Here is a 15,835-nt window from a genome sequence, read left to right on the forward strand (position 1 = left end):
AAGACGGTCGAAATGCCGAATATTCTGCAATTAATGCTGCGCTCCCAAACTCTTGCCCGGAACTCCGGCGTTCGGCCGAAAAACTGTCATGCCCCTCTGATCTGATGCAACGGCACATCAGGGGGCGGACATGTCACAGGGGTTGGGACTGCAGATCGAACGCAAGGGCCACGTCACCCGGCTGAAGTGGCACCGTCTGCGCCGCGCCCGGTCCGACCCGGAATTTGGCGCGGCAGTCATGGCCGAAGGCTTCCGTCTGGGCGCTTCGATGGAACTGGATTTGCAGGTCCGCGCGGATGGGGGCTTCGTTGTGCTGCACGATGAAACGCTGCAGCGCGAGACAACCGGACACGGCCTCGTCGCGGCCCAAAGCGGTCGTGACCTTGCCGCCCTGCTTTACCGCAGCCAGCCCTGCCCACCGATCCTGTCCGAGGATCTGGCGGGCTTGCTGGTGGCGGCCCATCCGGCCGCCCTGCTGCAATTTGATATGAAAAACAATGCGGAAGAGGTCGGCGCCCGCGGGCTTGACCACTTCGCCCAGCATTTCGCAGATCGCTGCGCGTCGATCATCATTTCAAGCGGGTCAATCCCGCTGATCCGCGCCATGGCCCGGCGCATTCCTGACCTCAAGCGCGGCTATGATCCGACCGACGATCTTCTGGCACTCTGGCCCGCCGGGCTGCACGCTTTGGAACGCCAGTTGCGCCGCGTGCTGCAGGATGACGTCAAGCCGGACATGGTCTATTTGCAATGGCAGATGGTGGTAGAGGCCAGCCGGCAAGGGCTGGACATGATCGCCATCGCCCACGACAACGGGGTTCGCGTCGATGCCTGGACCCATCGGATGCAAAACCCCTCTCAGGGCTTTACCGATGCCGAATGGGCCGAGTTTTCTGCTTTGATGGCCCTGCAACCCGACCAGATCACCACCGATGATCCCGTTGCGACAGAGGCTGCATACCTCGCCCGTCAGATCACCTGACCCAAGGGTCAGACGGTGAAGATCGGATTGGTCACCGCATGCAGTCGCCCGCCGTCGTCGCGCAGTTCGGCCATGACAAAGCCCGTCGCGGCCTGAAATTCCGCCAGACCAGAGGCTTCGGCGGGAATAGCATGGCCGGCATGGCGCCCATTCGCGTCGACGAAGTGCAGCTTCAGCGGCATGTGATCGCTTTGCCAATCAGCCTGGAACCGCGATCCGGAGGGCACCGTATCGCCCATCCCTGCAGCGCGGCCTTCGGGCGTTTGCGCGGTCAGGATCAGTCTCGGACCCGAGGAAAGGTAGTTGCGGCCCTGCGAAACCGCACGCAGGATCGCGGCTTCAGTCAGGGCGTCAGCTTCGACATTATTGAACCCAATCAGACCCTTGCCACCCTCGACGCCGTGGATGTCGCTGCCTGCGGTCGCGCGCAAACGGTGGCCCAATGCAAGCCAGTGCTGGAACAGGGCCAAGCCATTTTCATTGTAGTCCGACCACGGGCCGCCATTCCAGATTTCAACCAGATGCGCATTCCCCGGCATCATGTCGCCATATTCCCAGCGACACCCGGTGCAGGATGGGTCGCCGGGCGACATGGGATGCGCGATGACGAATAACGCGCCCGTTGCCATGATATCATCGGCCAACATGGGCATGGTTCGGCCTGTAACGGGCCCGACCCGCCACTCGGGCAGGTTCGACCCGCCAAGGGAAAGCGCATGGCCCCAATGGGTTGTCAACTCCATCCCGCCCAGGGTCAGCAGGTTGTCACTGGCAAGCGCGTGAACTTCCGCATGACCGGAGGTGGTGTTGTGGTCGCTCAAAGTCAGGAAATCAAGGGCGCGGGAATGGGCCCAGTCCACCAGATCCGGCACATCCCAAGAGCCGTCGGAATGCAGCGTGTGCGCGTGCAGATCACCGCGATACCAGCCCGGCCCCCGCGGATTGACAGGCCGGGCCCGGAAGGCCGGCCTCAGGGGAACAGGGTCGGTTTCGCAAGTGATTTCAAGCCGGTAGTCTACGACGCCCAACAGTCGGAAGCAGTCCAGGTAGACGGTCCACAGGCCAGGCTCGATCTTGCCCGGCAGGAAACCGGGTGTGGCATGACCCGCCTCGATCACGAAGTCCCGACCAGGGTTGTTGTGGCGCGCACCACGCGCACCGTTGGGACCGAAGAGGCTAAGGCAGACCATATTGTCAAAGAGAGCGCCGGGTTCGCGGGCCGGACTGGTCAAGAACCGGGCCGTCAGTCGGGTCGTGCCGTGGGGCACCTCGAACTCCAGAGGAATATGGCTCTTGTGCTGGGCTGCGGTCAGTTGGCCATGGATGATCATGCAAGGGCTCTCTTACACAGGGCAGGTTCGGGGTGATCGATCAGGGCCAGCAGCGTTTGGTCGCGGAAAGCGTGCAGGCGGCGGGGTAAAAGCGCGACAGTCTCGCCGACGGCAGGGGCCGCGTCCCGCAGGCAGGTCCAGACCAGCAGATCGCCGTCGTCGGTCATCAGGTTGACCTTGGTCACGGGGCCGAGGTCGATGACGCGGATCACACGGGCGGGGGCGCCGGCAGTTGCCGGATAAAGGTCTTCTGGCCGACACAAAAGGGCCACCTCGCCCTCGGGGAGCGCAAGACGCAACGGGCAGCCGTGCCAAAGGGCCCCGGATGGGCCGACGCGGGTGGTGCAGGTGTTCATGGCACCAATGAACTGCGCCACGCCAAGGGTTTGCGGGTTGCGGTACAGGCTGCCGGGGGCTGCGAACTGCTCCAGCCGTCCAGACTGCATCACAACGATGCGGTCGGCCAGTTCCATCGCCTCTTCCTGATCATGCGTCACGAAGATCGTGGTCAGGTCCAGACGGCGTTGCAGCGATTTCAGCTCTTCGCGCAGGGATTTGCGCAGATGAGCGTCAAGCGCTGAAAAGGGTTCATCCATCAACAGAACCTTGGGCTCCACCACAAGGCAGCGGGCCAGTGCCACGCGTTGTGCCTGACCGCCGGACAATTCCGCAGGCAGGCGCTTGCCATAGGCCTGCAATCCCACAAGCTCCAGCACCGCTGCCACCTTGGCTGCGATTTCGGCTTTGGGCAGGCGGCGCACGCGCAGACCGAAGCCCACATTCTGCGCCACGGTCATATGCGACCACAAGGCGTGGCTTTGAAAGACCATCGCTGTCGGGCGTCGGTTGGCGGCAGCGCGGGTCATATCCACGCCCTCGATCCGGATCGCCCCGCTGTCGGCCTCGGACAGACCAGAGATGACGCGCAACAACGTGGATTTCCCGCAGCCCGACGGGCCCAACAGGCAAACCAATTCCCCCCGATCCACCGTGAAGCTGACACCACGCACCGCCGGCGTGCCCGCGAAAGCCTTGTAGAGGTCGTCGATCTGCAACATGTCAGGCTCCAAAGCCTTGGGCGATGCCCCGGGCGGTCATGAAACGACGGGTGAGAAGAAGAAGCGCAAAGCACGGAATCCAGATCATGACGCACAGAACGGCGGCCTCTTGCACGATGACCTGTGCCGACAGGCTCATCAGCAGCAAAGGCATGGTGGTGACCGTGGGTGCACCGATCAACAGGGCGCCGTCGACCTCAAACAGGATTGAGACGAACGCCAGAACATAGCTTGCCGCCAGGGCAGGAAGCGCTTGCGGCAGGGTGATTTGCACAAACACCCGCAGGCCAGAGGCGCCAAGGTCGAAGCCGGCTTCTTCCAGCGCCGGAGGGATACCGCGAAACGCGGCAGTGGGGATCCAGATCATGTAAAGTACCGCCGACAGCATCTGCACAAGCACGACGCCCCAGAAATTGCCCACAAGCCCAAGCCGCAGAAAGATCACCGCGATGGAAACGAAAAGGGCGAATTTCGGGACGGCTTGCGCTGCGATGAACGAGAACAGCATCAACTGGCGGCCGGGGAATTTCAGCCGCGCGAAGGCGTAGGCGGCGGGCCAGCAGATCAGGGCGGCGGCTGTGGTGGCGATCGAGGTCAGCGCCAGCGAGGTCAGAACCGGGGTGATCACCGTCTCGCGCCCCAGCATGCCGAACCAGAACTTCAGGCCCCACTCGGTGGGCAGCAGGTGGGGATAGCGCCATTTCACAGCGAAGGCCCAGAGGATCACGGTCAGGATCGGGCCGATCATCGCCAAGGCCATCGTGCACAGGATCAGCAGGCCACCCAGCGGGGTGCGTGTCATCGGGCGCCCTCCTGCGATTTCAGCATGGTGGCGATGTAGAAGCCGCCGACGACCGAGGAGATCACCATCAGAACCACCGCCTGCACCTGCGCGGCACCGGCGTCGTGCAGATTGCCAAGGGTGCGCTGCATGAAGGGGCCCATCATCTCTGGGGCTGCGGGACCCAGCATGTAGGGCACGGTGTAAGCCCCGATGATGCCAAGGAAGATCAGCGCGAATGCGATCAGAAGGGACCGGCGCACCTGCGGCAACAACACCTCCCACAAAATTCGGACGGGGCCTGCCCCAAGATCTTTGGCGGCTTCGACCGCATGGTCTGACACTTGGGTCAAACCGGCACTGATCACCAGAACCGGCAAAGGCAGGGCTTCCCAGACGAAGGCAAGAAATGGGCCGACGGGAGTGAGGTAGGGGGTCTGGTAATGCGCGATGCCCACCTGTTCCAGCAGCAACTGGAACAGGCCATTCGGGCCAAGGAACCGCACCAAGGCGTAGGAAATGATGATCGACGGCACAAACAGTGGAAACAGCGACAGGGCATGGATCATCGTGGCGATGCGGCCTGCGGAAAACCGCAGGTACAGGGCAAGGCCGAAGGATATGGCCAGCGCCGTCACAGACGAGATCAGACCCATCGCCATCGTGTACCGCAGGTTGGCCATCGAATAGGCGTCGCTGAAGAAATAGATATAGCGGTCGGCCTTCAGGGTGCCGTCCACGTCAAATGTCGAAACCACCATGCTGACCGTCGGCCACAGGGTCAGCGTCAAGAGCAGCGCCACCGGCAGGGCCACAAGGGCAAGACCGAACACGGCTTGCTTGCCAAGGCCGGGGCTTCGGGGTTGGCCGGAGGTGCTCCCTCCGGCCTTTGGAGCGAAGCCTGTCATCCGCCTTGGGTCAGGTTGGTGGCGACGTTCTTGTACCAGCCGTCATTCTTGGCGGTCTGCCAGTCGCCCGAGGGGAAGGTCGGGATCGAAACCGGGATCACGTCGATGTATTCGGCCTTCAGGTCCGCTGGCAGGTTGTCCCACGAAATGCCCGGGAAGCCGCCGATGTCCTTGACGCAAGAGGTCTGGGTTTCGGGCGACAGCATGAAGTTCGCCAGCGCCAATGCGCCTTTCAGGTCCGTCGCATTGGACGGAATGGCCGAATAAGCAAACCCGCCGCAAAGCGCGAGGTCTTGCAACTGCACCAGCTTGACGGTCTCTGGCAGAACGCCCTGCTTCAGTGCCTGCAAGGCCTGATCCGACCACGCCGGCACCATGTCGACAGCGCCTTGCGCCAGAAGTTGCAGCGCCGGGGTGTTGCCCGCCGGGTAGGTGCCGCCGCCAAAGGTAAACGGGTGCAGGTCCTTCAGGATCGCCCAGCCTTTTTGCAGCATCACTTCGGCCTTTGCGGCGTCAAAGTTGTCTTTGGTGAAGGCGGCAGGATCGCGGCCGTTGGCCTCATGGATTGCGCGGATCACGAAGTTCGACCCCGAACCTCCTTTGTCAGGCCGACCATAGGTAAAGCGGCCCGGATTGGCCTTGGCCCAAGCAACCAGATCCGCGAATGTCTTCGGCGGATTGGCGATTTTGGCACTGTCATAGGCGATCAGCACCTGGCTGCCACGATAGGGCAGACGGATGGGTGTTTCGACCGCAGCCGGGTTGATCAGCTTGAGGTTCGGCACGTTTGCCTGTGTCATCTCTTCCCAAAGGCCAGCCTCAACCGAACCGGCAACCGAAGCCGGCTCGATCTCTTCGAAGTAGTCAACCTGCGGATCGGCCTTGGATTGAAGGGCCGCCAGCGCACGGGCGGCGATGGTGCCGTTACCGTCCGCCACGCCACGCGTGATGGTGACGTTGAAGGTCAGACCCGGGTTGGCGACCTCGAATGCGGGCTTGAGGATGTTGTTCCACCAGTCGGAGATATTGGTATCTCCGTCGATGAAGACTTGCAGGGTTTTCTTGTCCTGCGCCTTGACGCCAGTCGCAGCGAAAAGGGTCAGTGCAGCGGAAGAAACAAGGAAATGGCGGCGCGACAACATGAGACGGCTCCTTTGATCAATGGCACAGTGAAGAACAGGATGCCCCTGACGGGTGACCGCTGGGTGAAGCCGGCATGAACATTGCGTGACGAAACTGGCGCCTGATGCCCCTGCCCGACCCTCATCCCGGCAGGGGTGCCGGCAGACTGGCAAAGACGGGTCCAGAACATCCAGGGCTCGCGGGCCGTGAATGTTGGGGCGGGTGCGCCCCGCGTGTCGTGACTGGCCTGATCGAAAAGGGTACTGTCAGCGCGGTCGAGACAGAGGGCAAGCGCAAGTTATCCACAGGGATTCAGACGTGGGATCTGACGGCGATACTGCAGTGCAGCCTTGGCCATGAGTTGATCAGCGCGCAACAAAGCACCTGCGAACAGGAGGTTGTCAAAACGACAGAATATCTGGTGACGGGGGCAGGATTGCTTCAAGACCCTGCACTCGCAATCGCCGCATGACGCTCGGAACGGCCTGGAACGGCAAGTTGCACATGGGTGTCATACTGTGCCCAGCCCGCCGCGCTTTGACGCCAAGGAAGCGTTTGCCACTGTCGGACGTTCCTTCAGCAGGCTTTGCACGACCCGGGGCGTGCGACATCAAACCTGCCACGAAGCACCTGCGCGTTCTTTTTGGCCTATCAAGGTCGCGGGTTCTATTCCATCATGCTTTTGTGGTGGGCGCGTTCGCGTTCTGATGAACGTGCGATTGGTGTCCAACCACTTGGATCAGGCAACCGCGTCAGACCGCTTGAGTTGGCCTTTCGGCACGCCGGCGGCCTGAAACTGACAAGGCGGAGCGCGGAGAGGGAAGCGATGACACAGCCACAATATCAGATCGACGACGCACGGTTTCTGTTTCTGACGGTGGGTTCGTCCCGCCTGGATAAGCTTTATGGTGGTTGCCGTTGGGCCGAGGGGCCCGTCTGGTTCAACGATCTGGGTTGCCTTTTGTGGAGCGACATTCCCAACCAGCGCATCCTGCGCTATTCGGCCAATCCGCTGGATGGTCAGGGCGTGTCGGTGTTTCGGACCCAATCGAACTTTGCCAATGGCCACACGCGGGATGGGCAGGGGCGGCTGGTATCGTGCGAACACGGCTCACGGCGCGTCACGCGGACAGAGATTGACGGCTCTGTCACCGTGCTGGCGGACCAGTTTCAGGGCAAGCGGCTGAACTCTCCCAATGACGTCATCGTGCATTCGGACGGCTCGGTCTGGTTCACCGACCCGACCTATGGGATTCTGTCGGATTATGAAGGCTACCGCGCCACGCCCGAACAGCCCGTGCATGGCGTCTACCGGATTGACCCCTCGGGGGCGATTACGCTGGTGGCGGATGACTTTGCACAGCCGAACGGGCTGGTCTTCTCGCCCGACGAGACCAAGCTATACATCGCCGACAGCGCCTTCAGCCATGACCCTTCCGCGCCGCGCCACATTCGGGTGTTTGATGTGGCGGGGGGCAGGCTGTCCAATGGCCGTGTCTTTGCCGAGATCGACGAGGGACTGCCGGACGGCATCCGGGTCGATGTCGAAGGAAATATATGGTCAAGCGCCGGGGATGGGGTGCACTGCTTTGCCCCGGATGGAACCCGTCTGGGCAAGATCTTCGTGCCCGAGACGGTGGCCAACCTGACCTTCGGCGGCCCGATGAAGAACCGCCTGTTCATCGCGGCGACCTCGTCGCTTTATTCCATCTACGTTGCGGCCACCGGTGCGCAGAAGCCCTGATCAGGACTTCAGCCGCCGGTCATGCACGCTGCTGTCGCCCACGAACCAGTCGCGGGCGGCAACCTCTTCGAAAACCACCCAGACGTCGTTCTTCGAGATGCCAGCCGTCTCGGCGATGGCGGCGACGATCTTCTCGGCCATCGCGGTCTTTTTGCCGACCGGATCGTCGGCGATGACTTCCTTGACGATGCGGATGTTGACGAATGGCATGGGTGGCCCCTTGGTTCAGCGTCCGGTCTTGTGCCCCCCGGCCGCGGTGATGACACCCACGATGATCAGCCCGGTCAGCAGAAGCCGCAGACCGGCGCTGACGCCGAAGGTGTTGAGCATGGTCAGAAGCAGAACAAGAAACAGCGAGGCGCCCCAGATGCCCGGCACATTGGCTTTGCCGCCCGCCACCGAGGTGCCGCCGATCACCACGACGGCGATCGAGGACAAGAGGTATTCGTTGCCGATATCCACGCTCGCGCCCCGGAAATAGCCTGCAAGCAGCGCCCCGTTGATACCGCCAAGCGCGCCGGAGAGGGTATAGGTCAAAAGCCTGACCCGCTCCACCGGGATGCCCGCAAGCTTCGCCGCCCGCATGTTCTGGCCTATGGCGAGGACCGATCGGCCATAGACCATCCTCTGCAAGGCCACCCATGCGACGAGTGCCAAGGCCACGCCAAACACCGCAAGGATCGGAAAGCCAAGGATCTGCACGTTGGCAAAATCGGCAAAGCCCTGCGGCGGCTTGATCTGCAAGCCGCGCCCATAGTGGATGTCGGTCGACAGGATGATGAAGCTTGAGGACAGCGTGGCGATGATCGGCGGGATTCGCAGAAGGCGGATCAGCGCATAGTTGGCAAGTCCTATGACCGCGCCGCACGCGAGTGCCGCCAGAAGGCCCACAGCGATCATGCTGTCATTGCCGTCCATCGTTTTCATGGCCACGGCGCTGGCCAGGCCGATGTTGGCGGGCAGCGAGAGGTCCACGTTGCCGGGCCCAAGCGTGATGACGAACATCTGCCCGAGCCCCACGATCACCGTGAAGACTGCCAGCGACAGGGCCGCCGTGATCATGCCGCCTGCGCCGTGACCTCCGGTGAAGATCACCGCGGCCAGCCAGACAATCAAAGCGCCTATGAAGGACCATATCCACGGGGTTGAGAAGAGTTTCTTCATCATGCCCCCCTTCGGCTGATCAGAGCACGCGCCGCAAGCACCGTGATCAGGATCACACCATTGGCAGCCACCTGCCAATCAGGTGGCACATGCATGAAGGTCAGCAACGGAGAGGCCGCCAGCGCCAGCGTCAATGCCCCGATGACCGCGCCGATGGGCGACACGCGTCCGCCGACAAACTCACCTCCGCCCAGGATCACTCCGGCGATGGACAGAAGAGTGTAGCCATTCCCGATATTGGCATCTGCCGAGGTCGTTATCCCAATCAACGCCATGCCAGAGACGACGCCGAAAGCGCCGGTCAGGGCAAACATCACCACCTTGGTCTTCAGAAGCGACCAGCCAGCCCGGCCGATGGCCTGTTGATTGCCACCTGCACCCCGCAAAACCGCGCCGTAGGAACTGCGCATCAGTCCGAAATAGACAATCAGCGCAATGACAACGGCAGCAACGATCGGAAAAGGTACGAAAGGCGGCTGCAGCCCCATGAAGCCCTTGAGCCAATCGGGCGCCGCTCCGCCGGGCTTGGGCAACAGCAGGATGGCGAGCCCTTGCCAGACGAAACTCATACCGAGGGTGACGACAATCGAAGGCAGGTTTCTCAGGTGGATCAGCGCGCCCAAGCCCGCATAGACCCCGACCGATGCCACCAGCACCAGCACCCCCAGCCATGGCGTGTCGTGCAGCCACGTCGCGGTCACACATCCAACAAAGCCGACAAAAGTGCCAATCGACAGGTCCAACTCATTGATCGTGATGACGAACATCTGCGCCACGGTGGCCAGCGCTATCGGGATCGCAAGGTTCAGCATCAGACTGAAGCCGAAATAGCTGATAGCCCTTGGGTTCAGCCACGCAATCGCCAGCAGGATCAGCGTCATCGACAGCGCGGGCAGCATGGTGCGCAAAAAGCGCCCCCGGTTCAGTGATGGCCGGGCCGCTGGTTGGGCAAATCGGCTCATGCTGTCCCCTCGGCGAAGGAGGACTGGATGATCCTCTCCTCGGTCAACTCGCTGTGGTCAAGTGATGCGACAATCTGGCCATTTCGGAACACATAGACACGGTCGCAGTTGTCCAGTTCATCCGTCTCGGTCGTGTACCATAGGAAGGTGCGTCCAAGCTGCGACTCGGCACGTATCAGCTCGTAAACATCCAGCTTGGTGCCAATGTCGACGCCACGCATCGGGTCATCCATCAGGATGATCTGCGCATCAGACCCCAAAGCCCGCGCAAACAGTGCTTTTTGCTGATTGCCGCCGGATAGCGACAGAATGTTGTTATCAAGGTCATCCGTCCTGATGCCAATCTTTGCCCGCCAGGATGAGGCCATGGCCGCTTCCGCGTCGGCCGCAATGAACATCCCGCGGCGCAGGGCTCCAAGCGAACGGATAGATATGTTCTGGGCAATGGACCACAGGGGGAAAATGCCATCGGTTTGCCGGTCGCCCGCCACCAGGGCGACCGCGCCGGATACTTGAACGGCCCCCCTTTGCCCATCAGCAGCTTCGAACACCTGCATCAGCGTCCTGGTCTGGCCGTGCCCCGCGAGCCCTGCCAGCCCGATGATCTCGCCCTGGCGCGCCTGCAACCCGATCGGGCCCGGAACGGATACAACAACCGGCCGCGCATTCCTCTGAGTGGAGCGCGCCGCCTTATCGCGCAAACGGGCTCCCCCCATCGCCGCGACCAGGCTCTCGCGTGTTAAGTCTTTGGCCGCAGCATCCGCGACCACCTTACCATCGCGCATCACCACGACACGGTCGCTGGTATCCAGAATTTCGCCCAGAATGTGAGAGATCAAGATACAACTGATCCCCTTTTCCACCGCACGCCGGACATGAGCCAGCAACTGCCGTGCGGTTTCAGCGTCAAGCGAAGACGTCGGTTCGTCCAGTATCACCAGATTGAGGGGGTCAAGCGTGACGGTAAAGGCACGCGCCACTTCCACCATCTGACGCTGGCCAATCGGAAGATCACCCACGATATCCTGCGGGCTGATGCCATGGCCGGGGAAGATTTCATCAAGGCTGGTGCGGATCAAATCCGCAGCCCGCCGCGCGCCCCCCCATCCGCTCAGGGCGGCGTGGCTGACGCGTGTGTTCTCGGCAACGCTGAGGTTGGGACACAACGACAGCTCCTGAAACACGCAGCGAACGCCAAGCGATCGGGCGCGCTGGATCGTCCAGGCAGGCTGCACCGCCTCATCAATCGCGATCTGGCCATGATCCGGGGCTCCGGTTCCGGCCAGAATGCTCATCAAAGTGGACTTGCCGGCTCCGTTGTGACCGACAAGTCCAATGCACTCCGAAGGGCGGACCAAAAGGTCCACCCCGTCGAGAGCACGGACGGCGCCAAAGCTTTTCCTGACGCCGTCCAACCGAGCAACGCTACGCGTGGGATCAGTCATGATTGCCAAAAGTGACCGATGTCGCGCGCAGTTTCATCACTTCATGTTCGCCTTGATGGCGGCCAATGCCTCTTCCTGGGTGTATTCGTGGCTGGCGACGCCGCCCTCGGCAATGTTGGGCAATTCGGCCTCAAAGTCGTCTTGGGTGAAGGCAAGGTAGGGCACCAGCAGGTCATGCGGAATGTCCTTGCGGCCATCCAGAACCTGTTGCGCCACCCAGAACGCCAGCGAGGAAACGCCCGGCGCGATGGATGCGGACCAGGTGGCATAGCCGTCCTTGGCCTTCTGCTCTTTCCACCACTTCAGCTCGTCCTGACGGTTGCCCATGATGATGGTCGGACGCGGCTTGCCAGCGGCGGCAAAAGCCTGCGCTGCACCATAGCCGTCCCCCCCCTGGTCGACGATCCCGACAACATCGGGGAGCGACGGCAGAACGGTGGCGACCGCTTTTTGCGCCGTGGTCTGGTCCCAATCACCGGTGACAGAGTTCACGATCTTGAACTCAGGGTGTGCGGCAACACCTTCCAAGATGCCTGCGTGGATCGCTTCGTCGATCGAGGTCCCCGCAAGGCCGCGGATTTCCAAGAGGTTGCCGCCTTTGGGCTGGAACTTGGCCATCTGCTCGACCTCTTCCTTGCCCATCGCCTTGAAGTCGACGACGACGCGGTAGGCGCAGGGCTCGGTCACGATGCCGTCGAACGAGACGACGACGATGCCGGCATCGCAGGCCTGCTTGACGGCACCATTCAGGGCGTCGGGAGAGCCGGCGTTGATGACGATGCCGTTATAACCTTGCAGGATCAGATTCTGGATCTGCGCAGCCTGGGTCGGCACTTCCTTGTCGGGGGTGGTAAAGACATCCGAGGCGGCTACAACCTTATCGGCCACGGCCTTCTCTGACACTTTGCCATAGCTGGTCAGCATGGCTTGGCGCCACGAGTTGCCGGCATAGTTGTTCGAGAATGCGATCTTCATCGAAGACGTATCAGCAAAGCTGGCTGTCGAGGCGGCAGACAGCAGCAAAGCCGCAAGTGCGAGCGTCGTTTTCATTGGTGATTTCCTCCCTATTTGCCACCAACATGATTCCGCTTCTGTGGCAGACCGGGTGGCGCAGACAGCTTCACACTAGCATGTTAGTTAGTCAATTCGCAAAATACGGCACGGCCCCCGACACAGATCAAAGGGTCTCATGGCCACGCGCAAAGCCCAACGAAGACCGTAGGCCCAAGGCCCTTTTGCGCAAATCCAGGGATCGGCGAACCTTCCCCAGTCCCGCACGGGGTTCATTCCACGGCTTCCGTGACGGGTCTGCCGAGGCGGTAAAGCCGTTCAGGACGGCAGCACCGACTTGGACGTCGGCAACCTGACGGTCGAAGTCCCGCGCCATGCGGCGCGGACCCAGCAGTGTCACACTGTACATCTTCGTCTCGACGCGGCGGCGGCACCGATCACCGCTCCATCGTCGCCAGATTGGCCGGCCGCAGCGGGTTGACGTGCAAAGGCTTACCTGTGTGCAAGTGCCACGGGCCGTCAGGGTTTCAGGAATTGGTGTTCCTTTGGGGCGGAATGCGCGCGGCACCTTGGGCAGCTCTGGCGTTGCGTTACTTTCGGGTAGCGAAGGTGGCAGTGGCGGTGAGGCTGGCGATCCCCTGATCGGGCGAGACCCGATCCAGAGGTTGCCGCAGCTTGGGGCGTCGACGGGCTGCCAATCACACGTCCTGAAGAGCGCAGCCTTCCGGTTCTTCGCGTTTCCCGTCCATCGACGACCGCCGCTTTCGGGAGCCCTCGGCTCAATATTGTAACAAGAGTGCCAGCAGCGGATTGGGAAATCGCCGCTCTCGGATGATGGCATAGAAGGTTTCAGACACCCCCTCGATCTGCGCGGCCTCGACAAGAAGACCCGTGGTCAATTCATCCTGCACCACGATCGATGGTATCAATGCAAGCCCAGCATCTTCACGGGCCAAAAGGCGCAGCATGGCCATGTCATCCGCCTCGGCGGCAATGATCGGTGCAATTTGCAGGCGCGCAGCCAAGGCGTCAAAGGCAAGACGCAAAGACGTGCCAGGGGCGGGCAGGATCAGCGGCTCTTCCGACAGGAGGTCCAGTAACGAGCGTGGAGCGACCCCAATACGGGACGGCGTTCCTATCAGACTTACAGGTTGTCCTGCCAGTTGATGCACCACCCAAAGACTGCCCACCTCACGGCTTGGGGCAAGGTTGGTCAGCACCACATCAAGGGCCAGCGCATCCAGGTCTCGCAGAAGTTCCGCCTGACTGCCCGACCGCAGAACCAGTTCAACATCAGAGCGCCCGATCAGCGGTCGCACGAACTGCATCTGAAAGTTGCGCGAGAGGGTGGCCAAGGCGCCGACCCGCAAGGGCCGCCGGGCCTGACTCGTCTCGCGCAGCGTTGCGGTCAGGTCATTGGCCGTGCGAAAGATTGCCTCTGCGTGGTCAAGAGCGATGCGCCCGGCCTCGGTCAGCACCAATCCGCGCCCGCGCCGCTCGAAAAGGTCATGGCCCAAAGCTGCCTCCAGCGTCTTGATCTGGGTCGAAAGCGCCGATTGAGACAAGTTCAGTCCCCGTGCTGCACCGGTCAGCGTGCCATCGGTGGCGACTGCGCGGAACAGACGCAAGTGATGCAGGTTCAGGATTTCCACCCACTCCAAAAATCAGAACGGTTTCGATTAAAATATCTATTTTTCTGAATGTTCAGCAAGGGCTATTTACAGGTCCATGTCGATTGAACAGGAGCCTGCCAGGTGACACTGCTTCCATCCCTTCCCGCACTTGCCCCGATCCTGCTGCTGACCGTGGCCGCGATTGCAGCGACCCGGCCGAACAGCCGACCCGGCCTTTTGCCTGCCTGGGCTGAGGGCGCCGCCCTCGCAGCGCTGGCGCTGGCGCTGGCCGGTCTGTGCCAACTTCTGACCCAAGGGACTACGACGCTGTCTGTCGGCACGGGGGCCGCAGTGCTGGCCTGCCGGCTTGACGCTGTCAGTGCCACGATGACGTTGCTGGTCAGCTTTGTCGGTTGGATCGTGGTGCGCTATGCCCGCACCTATCTGGATGGCGAGGCGCGCGAGGGGGCGTTTCACGGGCTCCTGCTGACGACGCTGGCGGCGGTTCTTGTGCTGGTGCAGTCGGGCAGTCTGGGCGTTCTGGTGCTGGCGTCCGCTGGGGTCGGCCTTGGGTTGCATCAGTTGCTGCTGTTCTACCGCGAAAGAGCCGAGGCGCGGCGGGCGGCGGCGAAATTCTCGCTGGTCTGGGGCGCAGGGGACCTGGCCCTTGTTCTGGCGGCAGGGCTGTTTTGGGCGGCTTACGGCACGATGGACCTTGTCGCGCTTGGGACTGCGGCACAGTCGGGGCTGCCGCTGACCGCCAAGGTGGCCGTGGCGCTTGTGGTGGTGGCCGCTGCCCTCAAGACCGCAACCTTTCCAGTGCATGGCTGGCTGACCGAGGTCATGGAGGCGCCGACCCCGGTATCCGCCCTGCTGCATGCGGGCATCATCAACGGCGGCGGCTTCCTGCTCCTTCGCATGGCCGAGGTGGTGCAGGCCAGCCCCGGCGCCATGGCAGCGCTGGTGATGCTGGGGGGCCTTACGTCGCTGTTCGGCGCGGCGGTGATGCTGACGCAAAGTGCGGTCAAGACGGCGCTGGCCTGGTCCACCGTGGCGCAGATGGGGTTCATGCTGCTGCAATGCGGCTTGGGTCTCTGGCCGCTGGCACTGCTGCATATCGTGGCGCATTCCCTGTACAAGGCCCACGCGTTTCTCTCGTCGGGGACGGCCGTGCGGGCGGTGGCCGCGATCCGGCGGCCGGGGCCGGTTGCGGCCCCGGGCCTGCGCTCGGTGGCCAAGGCCTTCGGACTGGCATTGGTGCTTTACGGCGCGGTTGCGGTCGGGTTCGCAATGCTGGCAGGGCAGACATCGGCACAAGGGCTGGCGCTTGGCGCGATCTTGATCTTTGGCGTGGCCTATTTGGTGGCGCAGGGACTGGCGGATGCCGCACCCAAGGCGCTGACGCAGCGGACGGCCTTGGCCTCGCTGGGGGCGGCGGTGGCCTATTTCAGCTTTCACCTCGTGGCCGAGGCACTTTGGGGTGCGGCCCTGCCGACCCCAAAGACGCCCGATGCGCTGGAATGGGGGCTGATCGTGCTGGCGATCTTGTCCTTTGGGCTGGTGGCCGTGGCGCAGGCGCTGTTCCCACTTTGGGCGCATCACCCTGCAACAGCAGGTCTGCGCGTGCATCTGGCGAATGGGCTCTATCTCAACGCGCTGCTTGACAGGCTGATCGGCGGTTTTCGCGCCTCCGGGCCTTTCTGACCCTTTGCTT

At 62.4% G+C, this 15,835-nt stretch carries 16 protein-coding genes; 4 read left to right on the forward strand and 12 right to left on the reverse strand.

Annotated features, from left to right (window positions below; genetic code table 11):
* The first annotated feature begins 130 nt into the window (after positions 1-130).
* A complete protein-coding gene (locus tag AC1Y2B_RS18910) occupies positions 131-982 on the forward strand; it encodes a glycerophosphodiester phosphodiesterase (RefSeq protein ID WP_482254676.1) in 852 nt (283 codons plus the stop codon).
* Positions 983-990: 8 nt separating this feature from the next.
* Here the strand turns inward: AC1Y2B_RS18910 and AC1Y2B_RS18915 are convergent, their stop codons facing one another.
* The 5 genes from AC1Y2B_RS18915 to AC1Y2B_RS18935 form a co-directional block, all read right to left on the reverse strand.
* The gene (locus AC1Y2B_RS18915) at positions 991-2,313 is read right to left on the reverse strand and encodes a CehA/McbA family metallohydrolase (protein ID WP_482254677.1); all 1,323 of its coding nucleotides are present in this window, start codon (positions 2,311-2,313) and stop codon (positions 991-993) included.
* Positions 2,310-3,371, reverse strand: a complete 1,062-nt coding sequence (locus tag AC1Y2B_RS18920) for an ABC transporter ATP-binding protein (protein ID WP_482254678.1) — start codon at positions 3,369-3,371, stop codon at positions 2,310-2,312. The genes AC1Y2B_RS18915 and AC1Y2B_RS18920 overlap by 4 nt, the downstream gene beginning before the upstream one ends.
* A 1-nt stretch (position 3,372) precedes the next feature.
* Positions 3,373-4,173: an ABC transporter permease gene (locus AC1Y2B_RS18925; protein ID WP_482254679.1), complete on the reverse strand. Its 801-nt coding sequence runs from the start codon at positions 4,171-4,173 to the stop codon at positions 3,373-3,375.
* On the reverse strand, positions 4,170-4,985 hold the full coding sequence (locus tag AC1Y2B_RS18930) for an ABC transporter permease (RefSeq protein WP_482254680.1): 816 nt from the start codon (positions 4,983-4,985) through the stop codon (positions 4,170-4,172). Before AC1Y2B_RS18930 ends, AC1Y2B_RS18925 begins: the two co-directional genes overlap by 4 nt.
* Positions 4,986-5,056: 71 nt before the next feature.
* A complete protein-coding gene (locus tag AC1Y2B_RS18935; protein WP_482254681.1) occupies positions 5,057-6,202 on the reverse strand; it encodes an extracellular solute-binding protein in 1,146 nt (381 codons plus the stop codon).
* A gap of 218 nt (positions 6,203-6,420) precedes the next feature.
* Here AC1Y2B_RS18935 and AC1Y2B_RS18940 point away from each other — a divergent pair, with 218 nt between their 5' ends.
* Together AC1Y2B_RS18940 and AC1Y2B_RS18945 are read left to right on the forward strand one after the other, a co-directional pair.
* On the forward strand, positions 6,421-6,654 hold the full coding sequence (locus AC1Y2B_RS18940) for a hypothetical protein (RefSeq protein WP_482254682.1): 234 nt from the start codon (positions 6,421-6,423) through the stop codon (positions 6,652-6,654).
* A gap of 354 nt (positions 6,655-7,008) precedes the next feature.
* Positions 7,009-7,926, forward strand: a complete 918-nt coding sequence (locus tag AC1Y2B_RS18945) for an SMP-30/gluconolactonase/LRE family protein (RefSeq protein ID WP_482254683.1) — start codon at positions 7,009-7,011, stop codon at positions 7,924-7,926.
* On the opposite strand, the gene AC1Y2B_RS18950 is transcribed toward AC1Y2B_RS18945, so the two are convergent.
* The 7 genes from AC1Y2B_RS18950 to AC1Y2B_RS18980 form a co-directional block, all read right to left on the reverse strand.
* A complete protein-coding gene (locus AC1Y2B_RS18950; RefSeq protein WP_482254684.1) occupies positions 7,927-8,136 on the reverse strand; it encodes a tautomerase family protein in 210 nt (69 codons plus the stop codon).
* Between the two features lie 15 nt (positions 8,137-8,151).
* Entirely contained in the window at positions 8,152-9,093 is a 942-nt protein-coding gene (locus AC1Y2B_RS18955) for an ABC transporter permease (RefSeq protein ID WP_482254685.1), read from the reverse strand.
* The gene (locus AC1Y2B_RS18960) at positions 9,090-10,052 is read right to left on the reverse strand and encodes an ABC transporter permease (RefSeq protein WP_482254686.1); all 963 of its coding nucleotides are present in this window, start codon (positions 10,050-10,052) and stop codon (positions 9,090-9,092) included. The genes AC1Y2B_RS18955 and AC1Y2B_RS18960 overlap by 4 nt, the downstream gene beginning before the upstream one ends.
* Positions 10,049-11,497 carry a sugar ABC transporter ATP-binding protein gene (locus AC1Y2B_RS18965; protein WP_482254687.1) on the reverse strand — a complete coding sequence of 483 codons (1,449 nt, stop codon included), beginning with the start codon at positions 11,495-11,497 and terminating at the stop codon, positions 10,049-10,051. Before AC1Y2B_RS18965 ends, AC1Y2B_RS18960 begins: the two co-directional genes overlap by 4 nt.
* A 36-nt stretch (positions 11,498-11,533) precedes the next feature.
* Complete coding sequence (locus AC1Y2B_RS18970; RefSeq protein ID WP_482254688.1) at positions 11,534-12,547, reverse strand: substrate-binding domain-containing protein; 1,014 nt, start codon at positions 12,545-12,547, stop codon at positions 11,534-11,536.
* Positions 12,548-12,674: 127 nt separating this feature from the next.
* Positions 12,675-12,917 carry a hypothetical protein gene (locus tag AC1Y2B_RS18975; RefSeq protein WP_482254689.1) on the reverse strand — a complete coding sequence of 81 codons (243 nt, stop codon included), beginning with the start codon at positions 12,915-12,917 and terminating at the stop codon, positions 12,675-12,677.
* Between the two features lie 370 nt (positions 12,918-13,287).
* Positions 13,288-14,160, reverse strand: a complete 873-nt coding sequence (locus AC1Y2B_RS18980) for a LysR family transcriptional regulator (RefSeq protein WP_482254690.1) — start codon at positions 14,158-14,160, stop codon at positions 13,288-13,290.
* 102 nt (positions 14,161-14,262) lie between these two features.
* Here AC1Y2B_RS18980 and AC1Y2B_RS18985 point away from each other — a divergent pair, with 102 nt between their 5' ends.
* On the forward strand, positions 14,263-15,825 hold the full coding sequence (locus AC1Y2B_RS18985) for a proton-conducting transporter transmembrane domain-containing protein (RefSeq protein ID WP_482254691.1): 1,563 nt from the start codon (positions 14,263-14,265) through the stop codon (positions 15,823-15,825).
* Positions 15,826-15,835 lie beyond the last annotated feature (10 nt).

This window comes from Stagnihabitans sp. (genome assembly GCF_964946895.1).

Coding starts and splice junctions, on each gene's coding strand:
- AC1Y2B_RS18910 (WP_482254676.1), top strand. CDS start 131: ATGTCACAGGGGTTGGGACTGCAGATCGAACGCAAGGGCCACGTCACC.
- AC1Y2B_RS18915 (WP_482254677.1), bottom strand. CDS start 2,313: ATGATCATCCATGGCCAACTGACCGCAGCCCAGCACAAGAGCCATATT.
- AC1Y2B_RS18920 (WP_482254678.1), bottom strand. CDS start 3,371: ATGTTGCAGATCGACGACCTCTACAAGGCTTTCGCGGGCACGCCGGCG.
- AC1Y2B_RS18925 (WP_482254679.1), bottom strand. CDS start 4,173: ATGACACGCACCCCGCTGGGTGGCCTGCTGATCCTGTGCACGATGGCC.
- AC1Y2B_RS18935 (WP_482254681.1), bottom strand. CDS start 6,202: ATGTTGTCGCGCCGCCATTTCCTTGTTTCTTCCGCTGCACTGACCCTT.
- AC1Y2B_RS18945 (WP_482254683.1), top strand. CDS start 7,009: ATGACACAGCCACAATATCAGATCGACGACGCACGGTTTCTGTTTCTG.
- AC1Y2B_RS18950 (WP_482254684.1), bottom strand. CDS start 8,136: ATGCCATTCGTCAACATCCGCATCGTCAAGGAAGTCATCGCCGACGAT.
- AC1Y2B_RS18955 (WP_482254685.1), bottom strand. CDS start 9,093: ATGATGAAGAAACTCTTCTCAACCCCGTGGATATGGTCCTTCATAGGC.
- AC1Y2B_RS18960 (WP_482254686.1), bottom strand. CDS start 10,052: ATGAGCCGATTTGCCCAACCAGCGGCCCGGCCATCACTGAACCGGGGG.
- AC1Y2B_RS18965 (WP_482254687.1), bottom strand. CDS start 11,497: ATGACTGATCCCACGCGTAGCGTTGCTCGGTTGGACGGCGTCAGGAAA.
- AC1Y2B_RS18970 (WP_482254688.1), bottom strand. CDS start 12,547: ATGAAAACGACGCTCGCACTTGCGGCTTTGCTGCTGTCTGCCGCCTCG.
- AC1Y2B_RS18975 (WP_482254689.1), bottom strand. CDS start 12,917: ATGTACAGTGTGACACTGCTGGGTCCGCGCCGCATGGCGCGGGACTTC.